Source organism: Pseudomonas sp. DW-iso17, from assembly GCF_058725345.1.
Genome location: NZ_JBZXEA010000047.1, coordinates 110,066 through 125,681, shown reverse-complemented (window position 1 = coordinate 125,681; position 15,616 = coordinate 110,066). Strand labels below are relative to the sequence as shown.

Below are 15,616 nucleotides of genomic sequence, written 5' to 3'. Positions count from 1 at the left end.
AGGAGCGAGCAAGCTCGCTCCTACCTGTACTCAGAACACGTTGATCGGGTAGTCCACGATCACACGGTATTCATCCACATCCCGGTCCACCGCCGAGTAGCCATTGCTGCCGCGATTGGTCGCCCATTGCAGGCGCACGGCCAAGTCCTTGGCCTTGCCGCCCTGCACCACATATTTCAGGTCGATATCGCGCTCCCAGTGCTTGGCATCCTTGCCATCGGCGCTGTACCAGTTGCTGTAGCCGCGACTGTTGGGGTCGACCTTGGTCAGGTCGGTCTTGCCGCTGATGTAGGACACGGCGGACGTCAGGCCGGGCACGCCGAGGCCGGCAAAGTCGTAGGCGTACTTGAGCTTCCAGGAGCGCTCATTGGGCCCGTTGAAATCCGAGTACTGCTGGGAGTTGTCCAGGTACACGCTGTCGCCCTGGGTGATGTAATCGAACGGCGTGTTGCCATTGACCCGCTGATAAGTCGCTGTGACGCTGTGGTTACCCACGCCCACGGTGAAATGCAGGCTGTAGGTGTTGTTGTCGATATCCCCCAGCAGCGATTGACCGGTGTCCTGGGTATGGTAGTAGTGCAGGCCGGGCGTCAGGCTGACCAGGTCGTTCAGGGCGTAGGTGTATTCCAGGTCGTAGTAATACTGGTGCCAGACGTCCTTGAGCTCGGACGCGTACAGGTTGCTGGTCAGCCCCTCGATCCCGCTGAACGACACGCCAGCCCAGTCCAGGTGCTGGCTGTCGGTGTTGGCGGGCAGCGTGCCGTAGCTGGTACCAATACGCCGATGGCCGCTCTGGTTATAGAGTTTGGTGAAACTGGCCTGGCCACCTTCGAACATCCAGCCGTCAAAGCTGTGGTTGGTCAGGCTCACGCCACGGAAAGTCTGCGGCAACATGCGTGTCATGCCGCCGGCGATCACCGGGTTGTTGAGGAACAGGTCGCCGGCTTTCAGTTCGGTGTCGAAGGCGCGCAGCTTCAAGGTGCCGCCAGCCGTCGAGAACGAACCCGGCGCTTTGCCGTTGCCGCTGCCATACGGAAGGATGCTGGAACCATCCGTACCGCCACCGCCGTCGAGCTTGAGGCCGAGCATGGCATTGACGTCCAGGCCCAAGCCGATGGGGCCCTGGGTGTAGCCGGATTCGAAGGTGCCGATAAAACCCTGACCCCACTCCTTGCTGTCATCGGTATGAATATCGCGCCGGTCGCGGTTCATGTAGTAGTTGCGGGTGTTGATCGTGAGGTGTGAACCCTCGACGAAGCCTTCGACGGGCGGGGCGTCTGCCGCGTGGGCAAGCGGGATGATCGTTGCTGCGATTGCGAGGAATAACGGGGTGAACGTCAGCGAGTTCTTCACCGGTGGAGCTCCTTTGGTCAATCATGAACGGCCAGTGTCGTGGGGTGTGCCCGGCCTTTTTTCACGGCAAAAAAAAGCCGCTGAAGTCAGCGGCTTTAAGACAGATTCCCAGTGTAGAGCCCTGGAAATAAGTCGAGGGAAATTCGGGTGAGTGGTCAGCTGTCTTTGCCGTCGCGCTCATCGATGCGTCAAAGTAACGCAGGGGAGCGGTGCGATACAGAGTGTAACAAGATAATAACTATTGCCCAAATCGCAACAGTGAGGGCCATGGGATCTTCTGTGGGAGCTGGCTTGCCTGCGATGCAGGCACCTCGGTATGCCAGGCCTACCGTGGTGATGCTATCGCAGGCAAGCCAGCTCCCACATTTTGACCGAGTTGTTTAGATCGGCAGGGTGATACCAAACGTATTGCCACCGCCTTCACTGCGCACAAACACATCCCCGCCATGCATCAACGCAATCGCCTTGACGATCGCCAGCCCCAATCCGTGATTGGCCCCGCTGTTGCTGCGCGAGGCATCCACCCGATAGAAGCGTTCGAACAGGCGTGGCAAGTGTTCGCTGGCAATCGCGTCGCCGGGGTTGGTCACGCCGATTGCCACCTGCTTCTCCTGCACCTGGATATGCACGTCGATAATCTGTCCGGGTGCGGTGTGTTGCACGGCATTGCTCAGCAGGTTGATCAGCGCACGCCGCAGGTGGGCTTTTTCGATCTGCACCAGGGCATCGCCGTCCACGCGCACCTGAACCTGGGCGTCTTCGAGGATAAAATCCAGATAGTCGAGGGTGGTGGCCACTTCATCGGCCAGGGAGCATTCGATCAGCTTGGTGGCTTTGCTGCCCTGATCGGCGCTGGCAAGGAACAGCATGTCGTTGATGATCGAGCGCAGCCGTTCCAGCTCCTCCAGGTTCGATTGCAGCACCTCAAAATAGTGTTCGGCCGAACGCCCGCGTGTCAGCGCGACTTGGGTCTGGCCGATCAGGTTGGTGAGCGGCGAGCGCAGTTCATGGGCAACGTCGGCGTTGAACGATTCCAAGCGCGAATACGCCTGTTCAACCCGGTCGAGGGTGGCGTTGAACGAATTGACGAATTGGCTCAGCTCGGGCGGCAAGGGTGACAATTGCAGGCGCCCGGAGAGTTTCGGCGGCGCAAGCTTTTGCGCTTCATCCGAGAGTTTGCCCAAGGGCTTGAGGCCGATACGCGCGACCCAGAACCCCAGCAGTGCCGCCAGTATTACACCCACCAGCGCGAGGCTGATCAACGCCACCAGCAAGTGATGCTGGGTGGCGCGGAAGTTCTCCGTGTCGATGGCAATCATAAAGCGCAACGCCGGGCGCTGGTCCTTGGCTGCAAATTGGCTGACCAGCACCTTGAAGGGATAATCGTGACCCGGCAGGCGCAGGTCGCGCTTACCTGTGGCGCCTTCGGCAAAGGCGCGAATCTGCGCGTCCGGCTCACCGTATTCGTAGCTCGGGTCGCTGCTGACCACCCAGAAACGGATGCGCTTGTCTTCTTCCCCCAACAGCTTGAGCTTGGACCTGATCTTGGCCCAATGTTCCGGCGTGCCGAAGCGATTGATCGACGATTCCAGCACGCTGTAGCGCGCATCCAACTCGGCACCTGGCAACAGCCCCAGGCCACGGTCGACCTGCTGGTACAGCGCGCCGCCGATTAACAGAAAGATCAGCAGCGCCACCAGGGTGAACATGCCACTCAGGCGCAGGGCGATGGAATTAGCGACCACTGTGGTTTTCCTGTATGCGGTTCTCCAGCACATAGCCCATGCCGCGAATGGTGTGCAGCAGCTTGTGTTCGAACGGCCCGTCGAGCTTGGCGCGCAGACGCTTGATCGCCACTTCCACCACGTTGGCATCGCTGTCGAAATTGATGTCCCAGACCATCTCGGCAATCGCGGTCTTGGACAGGATCTCGCCCTGGCGTCGCGCCAATACGCTGAGCAGCGAGAACTCCTTGGCGGTCAGGTCCAGGCGTACACCGTTGCGGCTGGCCTTGCGGCTGATCAGGTCGATCCACAGGTCGGCAACGGTGACCTGCACCGGTTCATGGCCGCCGCTGCGGCGGGTCAGGGCTTGCAGGCGGGCCACCAGTTCCAGGAACGAAAACGGCTTGCCCAGGTAATCGTCGGCGCCTTCGCGCAGGCCGCGGATGCGGTCTTCAACGCGCTCGCGGGCGGTGAGCATGATCACCGGCGTCTGCTTGCGGGCGCGTAAGGCGCGCAGTACACCGAAGCCATCCAGCCCGGGCAGCATCACGTCGAGCACGATCACGGCGTAATCGTTTTCCAGCGCCAGGTGCAGGCCCTCGATACCTTCCTGGGCCACATCGACGGTGTAGCCTTGCTCGGTCAGGCCGCGGTGCAGGTAGTCCGCGGTTTTTTCTTCATCTTCAATAATCAGGACGCGCATGACCGCCTCAGTGTGTGGTCGCCAGCGTCAGCGCTGGTTTGGGCCTGTGGAAAAAACGTTCAAGGTACAAGTATATGACCGGCGTGGTGAACAGCGTCAGCGCCTGGCTCACCAGCAAGCCACCGACCACCGCGATGCCCAGCGGCTGGCGCAGTTCCGCCCCAGGGCCTGCGCCGAGCATCAACGGCACGGCGCCGAGCAACGCGGCAAGGGTGGTCATCATGATCGGCCGGAACCGCGTGACGCAGGCTTCATAAATCGCATCTTCGGGTGGCAGCCCGCGTACCCGCTGCGCCTCCAGGGCGAAGTCGATCATCAAGATACCGTTTTTCTTCACGATGCCGATCAGCAGCACCAGGCCGATCAAGGCCATGATCGAAAAGTCCTGGCCCAGCAGCCACAGCATGACCAGCGCACCGAGGCCCGCCGAGGGCAGGGTGGAAATGATCGTCAGCGGGTGCACAAAACTCTCGTACAGCACACCCAGAATAATGTAGACCGCCACCAGCGCCGCGAGGATCAGCCAGGGTTGGCTGGCCAGCGAGCTCTGGAACGCCTGGGCCGCACCCTGGAAGTTGCCGATGATTGTGCTCGGCATCCCGATTTCGTTTTTGGCCTGGTCGAGCATGATCACTGCATCGCCCAGGGCTACGCCGGGCGCCAGGTTGAACGACAGGTTGGCAGCAGGGAACATGCCGTCATGGCTGATGGACAACGGCCCGACCGTGGGCGGGTCGACTTTGGCCAAGGCCGACAACGGCACCATCTCGTTGGTCAATGGCGAGCGCAGGTAAAAATAGTCGAGGCTTTCGGCCTTGCCGCGCTGTTGGCTGTCCAGTTCAAGTATCACTTGGTACTGGTTGATCTCGGTCTGGAACTCGTTGATCTGGCGCTGGCCGAAGGCGTCGTACAACGCCTGGTCGACATCGGTGGCGGTCAGCCCGAAACGTGAGGCGGCCTGGCGGTCGATGCTGATATGGGTGATGCTGCCGCCCAGTTGCAGGTCGTTGGACAGGTCGCGAAACGCCGGGTTGGCGCGCAGTTTTTCGGTGAGACGCTGGGTCCAGGTGTTCAGCGTCGGGCCGTCGTTGCTCTTGAGCACGTATTGGTACTGGGCGCGGCTGGGGCCGGAGCTCAGGTTGATGTCCTGGCCGGCGCGCAGGTACAGCACGATGCCAGGCACCTTCGCCAGTTGTGGGCGGATGCGGTCGATGAACTGGCTGGCGGACACATCGCGCTCACTGCGGTCTTTCAAGGCGATCCAGAAGCGGCCGTTGGCGATGGTCTGGTTGCTGCCGGTAACGCCCACCGAATGGGAAAACGCCTGCACCGCCGGGTCGGCCTTGACGATCTCGGCCAGGGCCTTGTGCTTGGCGACCATGTCCTTGTACGACACATCGGCCGCCGCTTCGCTGGTGCCGAGCACGAAACCGGTGTCCTGCACCGGGAAGAATCCCTTGGGAATGAACACATAGCCGACCACCGCCAGGGCCAGGGTTACTACGAAGATCGCGGCCATGCTGCGTTGGTGCGCCAAGGCCCGGCGCAGGTTGCGCGCATAGCCGGCCAGCAGGCGTTCGCTGAAGCTGGGTTTGGCGTGGGCAGGGTGGGTAGGGGCACGCATGAACAAGGCGGCCAGCGTCGGGGCCAATGTCAGCGAAACCACCACTGAAATCAGAATGGTCGCGGTGGCCGTCAACGCAAACTCCTTGAACAACCGACCGACCACTCCGCCCATGAACAGCAGCGGAATAAACGCCGCCACCAGCGAGAAGCTGATGGACACTACGGTAAAGCCAATTTCACCCGAGCCCTTGATCGCCGCTTCACGTTTGCCCAGGCCAGCCTCCAGGTGCCGATGAATGTTCTCCACCACCACAATCGCATCGTCCACCACAAAGCCCACGGCGATCACGATGGCCACCAGGGTCAGGTTGTTCAGGCTGAACCCCATCACATACATCAGGGCGAAACTGGCTACCAGCGACACACCCAATACCGCAGACACAATCAGCGTCGCCGACAGTTGACGCAGGAACAATGCCATCACCGCCACCACCAGCAGGATGGCGATCAGCAGGGTCATTTCCACTTCATGCAGTGAGGCGCGGATAGTCTTGGTGCGATCGGTCAACACGCTGACCTGCACCGAGGCTGGCAACATGCCTTGCAGGCGCGGCAACTCGGCCTGGATGCGGTCGACGGTGTCGACGATGTTGGCGCCAGGCTGGCGTGAAATCACCAGGTTCACCCCTGGCGTATCGCCGGACCAGGCTTGCACGTAGGCGTTTTCCGAACCATTGATGACCTTGGCGATATCGCGCAGTTGAACCGGCGCACCGTTCTTGTAGGAAACGATCAGTTGGCCGTATTCCTCCGGGTGAAACAGCTGGTCGTTGGTCGACAGGGTGGACACGCTGTTTTCGCCATAGATCGCGCCCTTGGCCAGGTTCAGGCTCGACTGCTGGATGGCCAGGCGTATGTCGGCGAGCGTCAGGCCGATGGCCGCGAGCTTGTCGGGCGACGCCTGCACGCGGATCGCCGGGCGTTGCTGGCCGGTGATGTTGATCTGGCCGACGCCGTCGATCTGGCTGATCTGGCGCGCCAGCAGGGTTTCCACGTAGTCGCTCAGCTCGGTGCTGGGCATGCTGCTGGAACTGACACTGAGGATCAACACCGGGCTGTCCGCCGGGTTGACCTTCCTCCAGGTGGGCAAGCTCGGCATGTCGCTGGGCAACTTGCCGGACGCGGTGTTGATCGCGGCCTGGACTTCCTGGGCGGCGGTGTCGATGCTTTTTTCCAGGGTGAACTGCAGGGTCAAGAGGCTGGAGCCCAAGGCGCTGCTGGAGGTCATCTGGGTCATGCCGGGGATGGCACTGAACTGCACCTCAAGAGGCGTGGCCACCGATGAGGCCATGGTGTCCGGGCTGGCGCCGGGCAGTTGCGCGGTGACCTGGATGGTCGGAAATTCCGCTTCCGGCAGTGGCGCGACGGCCAGGTTCGGGAAGGCAATAATCCCCAGCAACACCAGGGCGAAGGTCAGCAACAGGCTGGCGACCGGATGGTCAACGCACCAGGCCGAGGGCGACCGGCTTGCACTCATGGTTGCACCTCGGCGTTGGCGGTGTGGATCACTTGCGGCGGCTCCTTGAGCACCTCCACCTGCGCACCGGCCTTGAGCCGCGATTGCCCATCGCTGACCAGCACATCGCCGGCCTGCACGCCTTTGATGATATTGATGTCGCTGTTCTGGTAGGCGACTTGCACCGGCACCACCTCGACTTTGTCAGCGCTTACGCGGTACACGAAATGTGAGTCCAGCCCGCGCTGCACCACGGTCGGCGGTACCACCAGGGCGTTCTTGTCGAGGGCCGTCTGGACCTTGATGGTCACCAGTTGCCCCGGCCATAGCTTATGCGCCGGGTTGCTGAACTCGGCCTTGGCCCGCAGGGTGCCGGTGGTGGAACTGATCTGGTTGTCGATCAGGCTCAGGTGGCCTTCGCCGAGCAGGTCGCCGGTCTGGTTGTCGGTGTCGGCGCCCAGGTAGGCGTCGACGGTGGCCCGGGTGGGGGCGGCAATCAGGCCCTGCAAGGTCGGCAGCATCTGTTGTGGCAGGGAGAACTCAACGGCAATCGGGTCGAGCTGGGTGACGGTAAACAGCCCCTGGGTGTCGCTCATGCGCAGGAAGTTGCCTTCGTCCACGTTACGGATGCCCACGCGGCCGCTGACCGGGGAGCGAATCTGGGTATAGGAAAGTTGTACTTGAGCCGCATCAATGGCCGCCTGGTTGCCCTGCGCGGTGGCCTTGAGCTGGTTGACCAGCGCCTGTTGCTGGTCATAGGTCTGTTTGGACACGCCGTCGTCGATGCTCAGCGCTTTGTAGCGCTTGAGATTGACCAACGCCACTTGCAACTGCGCCTGGCTTTCGCCCAATTGCGCCCTGGCCTGGTCGAGGCTGGCGCGGATCGAACGGTCATCGATGGTCGCCAGCAAGTCGCCGGCCTTCACCGATTGGCCCTCCTTGACCAGCAACTGGGTGAGGATGCCGTCGATCTGCGGGCGAATCACCACACTGTGCAACGACAGCACTGAGCCGATGCCGCTGATGAACCTGGGAACGTCCTGTTGCGCGACGCTCACCACCCGTACCGGGATCGCCGTGGGCGCAGCCAGCCGGGGCTTGGCAGGCCGTGTTACGGCCCAGGCGGCCACCGCTAGTATCAAGAGGACGCCCACCATCAGGGCCGTGTTTCGTTTTATCTGCATGGGAGGCGCCGGGACGCAGTTGCACGCTTTAAGCCGCAAGCTGCCAGTTGAAGGTTGGGTAGCTGCTTTATAGCCCGGTAATACGGTCAGCACGGTGACGCGAAACTGACAGCCGCGACAGCTAGCGCGTTTTACTTGTGGCTTGAAGCTTACCGCTTGCCGCTTTGCCCCCGTATACTCGCGCTTTTACACCTATAGCTGCGCCGGAGCCCCTATGACTTCCCCAACCCAACCCCCTGTCGACGCGGCTGACCTCGTCGATTCGGCCACCGCCGACGGCGTTGAAAAAACCGAGATCCCGGCGTTTAAGTTCCCCTTCAAACCGGGCGAGCTGGCTGGCGCCAAGAATGCCAGCCAGCCCTGGTACAAAGGCGGCGCCAAGAACGGCCATACCAAGACGCCGGGCATGGCGCCTCCGGGCACTCGCCGGTCCATGGGTAAACGCTGAGATTAAAACCGTAGGTGCGTTATAGGCTGTTACCTACATTGCCCGTAGAAATTTCTGCTTGTAGGTCCGCGACCGATTCTTGAAAGCTTGCACAGCGTTTGCTTCGTCCCGATGACGCTCATCGGGGCGTGGTGAGTCAGCTTTCCGGAAAAGGACATTCCCGTGGCCCTGATACACCTCTGTGCGGTGCTCGTCCTCTTGCTCTCGTCGACTGCGGTTGCCGTCGACGTGCAACCGCGGCGTGAAATCCGTTTCGCCGTTGCCGCGCATTTCCCGCCATTTCAAAGCCGCAATTCCCAAGGGCAATTGGTGGGGCTGAATATCGAACTGGGCAATGCCCTCTGCGAGCAGCTCAACGTGCGCTGTACCTGGGTTGACCAGGTCGTGATGGAAAACTTCCCGGCCCTTGAAGCCAGGCAGTTCGACGCGATCATGGGCATGGCGCCCACCTGCCGTCGGCGCAAACGGGTGAGTTTCACCGATGACCTCTACCCGATCACCACGCGGCTGGTGGCGCGTAAAACCTCAGGCCTGCGCCCTGATCGGCGCTTGCTCAAGGGCAAGCGGGTCGGGGTGTTGGTGCGCAGTAATCGTGAAGCCTACGCCCTGTCGCAGTGGGCTCCGGCGGGAGTGATCATCAGGAGTTTCTGGCTGAACGACCAACTGGTGCAGAGCCTGGTTTCGGGCGATATCGATGCGACCCTGCAAGGCGTCGTGGAGATCCGTGAAGCCCTGCTCGACACGGCCGATGGCCTGGACTTCGACTTCATGGGCCCGCCTGTGTCGTCTGGCCTGCTGGGTAATAGCGTGGCGATCGCGGTGCGAAAAACCGATACCGCGTTGCGTAATGAGCTTAATCATGCGCTTGAGCAACTGATGCAGAATGGCGAATACCAACGCATCCTCCAGCCCTATCGCCTCGGTGTATTGCCCGCCCGTCCATGAGCGCTAATGTGTGTGCAGCTTTGCACCCGAAGTTGAATTAGATACCCATACCGTCATGAGGCCGCAGCGGCTTAAGCCGCCCTCAACGAGATAAACGCATAATTGGCTGGCACCTCAGTGGCAATTTGCGCTCCGGCATCCAGCACCTGTTCGGCGACGTCCATCCCGGACACATGAAACACCCATTCATGGGTCACCGCCGGCTGTTCAACCGCCTGTTCAATGGCTTGGGCAAACGCCTGCATATCCGGCAAGTACGCGGTAAACCCGTCGCCCTTGAGCGCGGTCGTGCGGATGCCGAGCAACGCGCACACCGCTTCTTTGGTCTGCACGTCATCACGGTCGGCCTGGCGTGAGCGGCGAATCAGTTCGGCCAGTTGTGCGTCCATCAACTCGCCACCGACGATCAGCGCGGGGCCTTGCTCCCAGGATTCGGGCGGGCAGTCTTTGGCGCTCGGGTTCAGCGGGATATGCGGGTTGATCTCCATCGGGTAGATGCGGCACACCAGCGGGCGCCGTTCGTAGATGCGGCAGCGGTTGTCTTCGTCAAGATTCCGGCAGCGTCCGGCGTTGTAGGCGGCAAAGGTAATTGCCACAAACGCCTCGGTATTGCCGCTGGGCACGACCACTGAGCGGCGCTCGGCGTGTTCCCGTTGTTGCAGGGGCAGGCCCAGGCCATTGCCGAGAAAGCCCTCGACCAGAACGATGACGTTGCCACCGTCCGCCGCCCAACTGCGGGCTTCTTCGAGGGTCAGGGGCACGTGATGGTCGCTGCAGCATTTACCGCAACCGACGCAGGAAAAGTGTGTGTTCATGGCGGATCTGTCACCAGGCAAGGTCAGAGGGCACGCTTGAGGGGTGACGGGTTTTTACCTCTATCTACCGCTCAGGGGCTCTGGAAGCAAGTTATGCGCCAGTGAGGATCAGCCCTTGGATACGACGTCGCGCAGCACAAATCGCATGCCCGCACTTTCGTACAGTTGCCGGGCGCGCAGGTTGCTCTCCAGCACCTTGAGGTCGACATAGGGTTCGCTGCGCTGCTTGAACACCTGGAAGCTGTGCAGCAGCAAGGCGCGGCCCAGCCCTTGGCCTTGGGCACAGGGGTGTACGGCCAGGTTCTTGATAAAGGCGCTGGTCCAGCATTGGGCCACTGCGAGAACACCGTCGTGGTTACTGGCCACCAGGCACAGCGTCGGGTCGTAGTCGGCATCGGTGACGAACTGCTGGCGCCACTCCTCCAGGTGGCCGACACGGCCGCCGCCCTGGTCCTGGGTCATGCGCAGCACGGCATGGATCGCCGGAGCTAGCTCATCGCGATAATGATCCAGCCGGGTATTCGCTGGCCACTGCGGGGCGGGCAGGCTGCCGGTGAGGTCGCGACGCAGCAACTGGTAATACTCGGCCAAGGCTTACAGCCCCTTTTGCGCCACGGTTTGCGCGGCGACCACCAGGCATTTGGTCAGCTCTGGGGATGAGAACTTGGTGAGCACCGAGTCGGCGCCGGCCAGGCGCGCTTTTTCGCTGTTCATCGCACTGTCCAGGGAGGTGTGCAACAGCACATAGAGGTCCTTGAAATCCGGGGTTTCGCGCAGGGTGCGGGTGAGGGCGTAGCCGTCCATCTCAGACATCTCGATGTCCGACACCACCACGTTGATCTGTTCAACCGTGCCTTGCAGTTCCAGCAACACGTCGATGGCTTCCTTGGCGCTGCGGGCGGTGTGGCAGGTCAGGCCGAGGTTGCGCAGGGTGTGTACCGATTGCTGCAAAGCCACCTGGCTGTCGTCCACCACCAGGATGCGGGCGTTGCCCAGCACTTCGGCTTCTTCCATGGTCAGGTCGGTCGGCGCCGCTTCAATCGGTGCCGGGGCGATGCCATGGATGACTTTCTCGATATCCAGCACCTGCACCAGGCCACCTTCCACCTGGGTCACACCGGTGATAAACGCCCGATTGCCGCCGGAGCCGTAGGGCGGCGGGCGGATATCGGTGGTCAGGCAATGCACGATCTTGCTCACCGCCTGAACATGCAGGCCCTGCTTGGAACGGCTGACATCGGTGACGATCAGGCAGCCGCCGTCCGGGTCTTGCAAAGGCATTTCACCCAGGGCGCGGCTCAAGTCGATCACCGACAACGAAGCGCCGCGCAAGGTGGCGATGCCTTTGACGTGCGGGTGGGACTCCGGCAGCTTGGTCAACGGCGGGCAGGGGATGATCTCACTGACTTTCAACAGGTTGATGGCCATCAGCTTGCCGCTGCGCAAGGTAAAGAGCAGAAGCGAGAGTGAGTCTGCGCGGGCTTTGGTGGTGGACATAAAAACCTTCTGTGGATCAGGGATGACGATCTATAGAGAGTTATCGACTTGGCTGGCCTGGGCTTTAACCGGATTTTTGTGTCGGGCACTGTTTATGCGGGCGCTGGCAAGCCAGCTCCCACATTAAGTCCAGTATCAGCCCTTCCAGGCCTGTGGGTTCACCAGATCCTGCGGGCGTTGGCCCAGCAGGGCGCTGCGCAGGTTGTCCACGGCGCGGTTGGCCATGGCTTCGCGGGTTTCACCGGTGGCCGAACCAATATGCGGCAGGGTCACCGCATTGCTCAGCTGGAACAACGGCGATTCAGCCAGCGGTTCCTTTTCATACACATCCAGCCCGGCGCCACGAATGCGTTGGGTTTGCAGGGCTTCGACCAGCGCTGGCTCATCCACCACCGGCCCACGGGAAATATTGATCAGAATCGCGCTGGGCTTCATCAACCCCAGCTCCCGAGTGCTGATCAGGTGATGGGTCTTGTCGCTCAACGGCACCACCAGGCAGACGAAATCCGCCTCGGCCAGCAACTGCTCCAGGCTGCGAAACTGCGCGCCCAGTTCCTGCTCCAGCGCGGTCTTGCGGCTATTGCCGCTGTAAATGATCGGCATGTTGAAGCCCAGGCGCCCACGCCGGGCCACGGCCGCGCCGATATTGCCCATGCCGACAATGCCCAGGGTCTTGCCGTGCACATCGCAACCAAACAAAGGCGCGCCCACGCTGGCTTTCCATTGGCCGGCCTTGGTCCAGGCGTCCAATTCGGCCACGCGGCGGGCGCTGCTCATCAGCAACGCAAAGGCCAGGTCGGCAGTGCTCTCGGTGAGCACATCGGGGGTGTTGGTGAGCAGGATCCCGCGCTCGGTGAGGTACGGCACGTCGTAGTTGTCGTAGCCCACCGACACGCTGGACACCACCTCCAGCTTGCTTGCGCTTTCAAGCTGCTCGCGGCCCAGCTTGCGGCCCACGCCGATCAAGCCATGGGCATGGGGCAGGGCTTCGTTGAACTGTGCGTTGATGTCACCCAGCTTGGGGTTGGGCACGATCACCTCGAAATCCTGTTGCAGGCGTTCGATCATGGGCGGGGTGATACGGCTGAAGGCCAGGACAGTCTTTTTCATTGCAGAACTCCACTCAACATGTGGGAGCTGGCTTGCCTGCTCCCACAATGAATTTATAGGGGGCGGGGAAGCAGCATGCCAAAATCAGTTCGCCATCCGCACGCTACCCACACCACCGCTCAACTCATACGCCACCAACTCCGCCTGGTGCGCCGCCAGAATTTCCGGCAACGAACCGCGCAGGTATTCCACCCAGGTTTTGATCTTTGCATCCAGGTATTGGCGCGAGGGGTAGATGGCGTACAGGTTCAGCTCCTGGGAACGGTAGGTCGGCATCACCCGCACCAGCGTGCCATTGCGCAGCCCTTCGATGGCGGCATACACCGGCAGCAGGCCGACGCCCATGCCGCTGGTGATCGCGGTTTTCATCGCGTCGGCCGAGTTCACCAGGAACGGCGAGCTGTTGATCGCCACGCTTTCCTGGCCTTCAGGGCCGTTGAAGGTCCATTTGTCCAACTGGACCACTGGGCTGACCAGGCGCAGGCACGCATGGTTGAGCAAGTCCTGGGGCCGCTGTGCGCAGCCCTTGGCCTTGACGTAGTCCGGCGAGGCGCAGGCGATGCTGTAGGTGATGCCCAGGCGCTGGGACACGAAACCTGAGTCCGGCAGCTCGCTGGCCAGCACGATGGACACGTCATAGCCCTCATCGAGCAAATCCGGCACGCGGTTGGCCAGGGTCAGGTCGAAGGTCACGTCGGGATGGGTGCGGCGGTAGCGGGCAATGGCGTCAATGACGAAATGCTGGCCGATGCCGGTCATGGTATGCACTTTCAACTGCCCGGCCGGGCGCGCGTGAGCGTCGCTGGCCTCGGCCTCGGCCTCTTCGACGTAGGCGAGGATCTGCTCGCAGCGCAGCAAATAGCGTTTGCCGGCTTCGGTCAGCGCGATGCGTCGGGTGGTGCGGTTGAGCAAGCGGGTTTGCAGGTGGGCCTCAAGGTTGGAGACCGCGCGCGAGACGTTGGCCGTGGTGGTGTCCAGTTGCACGGCGGCGGCGGTGAAGCTGCCGGCTTCGGCCACACAACTGAAGGCGCGCATGTTTTGCAAAGTGTCCATGGAGTGTTCTCAAGGGAGATAGCAAATTGTGACAGAAAGTTACGCTTTCAGTGATCCCTACCAACGGATTATCGCCTGAACGGTAACAAAGATTCACAGGAATACCAGCTTATCGTCCTCCCTGGCGCCGCCTAGAATTGCGCCACCTCTCCCGCAACACCCTCTCAGGAATTCGCTTGCCGTGCCGCGTCGCATCAGCAGAGAGCTGAAGACTCTCAGTGTTTGGGCTTTAACGTCAGTCATCAGCGGTTGCATCGGAACCGGAGGAATCGCCCCGCAAGGCCAGGCGATCAACGCCAATACCCTGGCCACCGACGCCGCGATCCAGAGCGCCGACCGCGACGCCCACTGGCCCACCGCCCAATGGTGGCAGGCCTACGGCGACCCGCAGCTCAACCGTTGGGTCGAACTCGCCACCCGCAACAGCCCCAGCCTGGCCGTGGCCGCCGCCCGTGTGCGGCAAGCCCGAGCGCTGGCCGGCGTGGCCGAGTCGGCCGAGTCGCTGCAGGTCAACAGCGACACCACCCTCAAGCGTCACAACTGGCCGAAGGATCAGTTCTACGGCCCCGGCCAATTGAGCGGCGCCAACACCTGGGACAACAATTCGTCCCTGGGCCTGAGCTACGCCCTCGACCTGTGGGGCCGGGAAAGCAACACGACCGAACGCGCCGTCGACCTGGCGCACATGAGCGCCGCCGAAGCGCGCCTGGCCCAGCTCGAACTGCAAAACAACGTGGTGCGCGCCTATATCCAGCTGTCGTTGCAGTACGCCAACCATGACATCGCGGCCGCCACCCTGGCCCAGCAACAGCAGATCCTGGACCTGGCCAACAAACGCCTGGCCGCCGGGATCGGTACTCACTTTGACGTCAGCCAGGCCGAAACCCCGCTGCCGGAAACCCATCGCCAACTGGATGCCCTGGACGAGGAAATCGCCCTGAGCCGTAACCAACTGGCGGCGTTGGCCGGCAAAGGCCCGGGGGAGGGCGCGCAGTTGCAGCGCCCGACCCTGGCCCTCGCCGCGCCGTTGAAATTGCCCTCCAGCCTGCCCGCGCAATTGCTCGGCCAACGCCCGGACGTGGTCGCCAGTCGCTGGCAGGTAGCGGCCCAGGCGCGGGGTATCGATGTGGCTCATGCAGGCTTCTACCCCAACGTCGACCTGGTCGGCAGCCTCGGCTACATGGCCACCGGCGGCGGTATGCTGGCGTTTCTGGCCGGCAAGAAATTCAACTACAACGTCGGCCCGGCGATCACCTTGCCGATCTTCGACGGCGGCCGTCTACGTGCGCAATTGGGTGAAGCCAGTGCCGGCTACGACATCGCGGTGGCCCAGTACAACCAGACCCTGGTCAATGCGCTCAAGGGCATCAGCGACCAGTTGATCCGCCGCGAATCCATGGACAAGCAATCGGTTTTTGCCGCGCAGTCGGTGGCCTCGGCGCAGAAAACCTACGACATCGCCATGATCGCCTATCAGCGTGGCCTCACTGATTACCTCAACGTGCTCAACGCCCAAACCTTGTTGTTTCGCCAGCAGCAGATCGCACAACAGGTGCAGGCGGCACGCCTCAGCGCCCATGCCGAGCTGGTGACCGCCTTGGGCGGCGGCCTCGGTGCTGGCGACGATGTGCCCACGGCTGCCAAGACACTCCCAAGCAAGACTCCGGCGGCGCTCGCCGTGTTTGATCACTGAGTAGGCCTT

13 protein-coding genes are annotated in these 15,616 nt (G+C 62.0%); 3 read left to right on the top strand and 10 right to left on the bottom strand.

From position 1 onward, the window contains the following. Positions 1–30 precede the first annotated feature (30 nt). The 5 genes from AC4PS6_RS26920 to AC4PS6_RS26900 all read right to left on the bottom strand — a co-directional run bounded on the left by AC4PS6_RS26920 (position 31) and on the right by AC4PS6_RS26900 (position 8,046). Positions 31–1,353 carry an OprD family porin gene (locus AC4PS6_RS26920; RefSeq protein ID WP_336827003.1) on the bottom strand — a complete coding sequence of 441 codons (1,323 nt, stop codon included), beginning with the start codon at positions 1,351–1,353 and terminating at the stop codon, positions 31–33. Between the two features lie 380 nt (positions 1,354–1,733). Beyond that, positions 1,734–3,098, bottom strand: a complete 1,365-nt coding sequence (locus tag AC4PS6_RS26915) for a heavy metal sensor histidine kinase (RefSeq protein ID WP_019816941.1) — start codon at positions 3,096–3,098, stop codon at positions 1,734–1,736. Then, positions 3,088–3,780: a heavy metal response regulator transcription factor gene (locus tag AC4PS6_RS26910; protein ID WP_137270406.1), complete on the bottom strand. Its 693-nt coding sequence runs from the start codon at positions 3,778–3,780 to the stop codon at positions 3,088–3,090. Before AC4PS6_RS26910 ends, AC4PS6_RS26915 begins: the two co-directional genes overlap by 11 nt. A gap of 7 nt (positions 3,781–3,787) precedes the next feature. Further along, positions 3,788–6,883, bottom strand: coding sequence for a multidrug efflux RND transporter permease subunit (locus tag AC4PS6_RS26905; RefSeq protein WP_336827002.1), 3,096 nt, complete (start codon positions 6,881–6,883; stop codon positions 3,788–3,790). Beyond that, positions 6,880–8,046, bottom strand: coding sequence for an efflux RND transporter periplasmic adaptor subunit (locus AC4PS6_RS26900; protein ID WP_336827001.1), 1,167 nt, complete (start codon positions 8,044–8,046; stop codon positions 6,880–6,882). Before AC4PS6_RS26900 ends, AC4PS6_RS26905 begins: the two co-directional genes overlap by 4 nt. A gap of 214 nt (positions 8,047–8,260) precedes the next feature. Between AC4PS6_RS26900 and AC4PS6_RS26895 the strand changes: the two genes are divergently transcribed. Both AC4PS6_RS26895 and AC4PS6_RS26890 read left to right on the top strand, forming a co-directional pair. After that, positions 8,261–8,494 (top strand): hypothetical protein, encoded by a 234-nt coding sequence (locus tag AC4PS6_RS26895; protein WP_014716984.1) that lies wholly within the window; start codon positions 8,261–8,263, stop codon positions 8,492–8,494. A 162-nt stretch (positions 8,495–8,656) separates the two neighbouring features. Further along, a complete protein-coding gene (locus tag AC4PS6_RS26890) occupies positions 8,657–9,439 on the top strand; it encodes a transporter substrate-binding domain-containing protein (protein WP_014716985.1) in 783 nt (260 codons plus the stop codon). 71 nt (positions 9,440–9,510) lie between these two features. On the opposite strand, the gene AC4PS6_RS26885 is transcribed toward AC4PS6_RS26890, so the two are convergent. The 5 genes from AC4PS6_RS26885 to AC4PS6_RS26865 form a co-directional block, all read right to left on the bottom strand. Next, the gene (locus AC4PS6_RS26885) at positions 9,511–10,254 is read right to left on the bottom strand and encodes a YkgJ family cysteine cluster protein (protein ID WP_014716986.1); all 744 of its coding nucleotides are present in this window, start codon (positions 10,252–10,254) and stop codon (positions 9,511–9,513) included. Between the two features lie 108 nt (positions 10,255–10,362). Beyond that, on the bottom strand, positions 10,363–10,845 hold the full coding sequence (locus AC4PS6_RS26880) for a GNAT family N-acetyltransferase (protein WP_020301249.1): 483 nt from the start codon (positions 10,843–10,845) through the stop codon (positions 10,363–10,365). Positions 10,846–10,848: 3 nt separating this feature from the next. Continuing rightward, a complete protein-coding gene (locus tag AC4PS6_RS26875) occupies positions 10,849–11,751 on the bottom strand; it encodes a chemotaxis protein CheV (protein WP_014716988.1) in 903 nt (300 codons plus the stop codon). A gap of 135 nt (positions 11,752–11,886) precedes the next feature. Next, positions 11,887–12,861: a 2-hydroxyacid dehydrogenase gene (locus AC4PS6_RS26870; RefSeq protein WP_014716989.1), complete on the bottom strand. Its 975-nt coding sequence runs from the start codon at positions 12,859–12,861 to the stop codon at positions 11,887–11,889. An 84-nt stretch (positions 12,862–12,945) separates the two neighbouring features. After that, complete coding sequence (locus AC4PS6_RS26865) at positions 12,946–13,914, bottom strand: LysR family transcriptional regulator (RefSeq protein WP_014716990.1); 969 nt, start codon at positions 13,912–13,914, stop codon at positions 12,946–12,948. Between the two features lie 181 nt (positions 13,915–14,095). On the opposite strand from AC4PS6_RS26865, the gene AC4PS6_RS26860 reads away from it, so the two are divergent. Then, the gene (locus AC4PS6_RS26860) at positions 14,096–15,607 is read left to right on the top strand and encodes an efflux transporter outer membrane subunit (RefSeq protein ID WP_014716991.1); all 1,512 of its coding nucleotides are present in this window, start codon (positions 14,096–14,098) and stop codon (positions 15,605–15,607) included. The last annotated feature ends 9 nt before the right edge of the window (positions 15,608–15,616 follow it).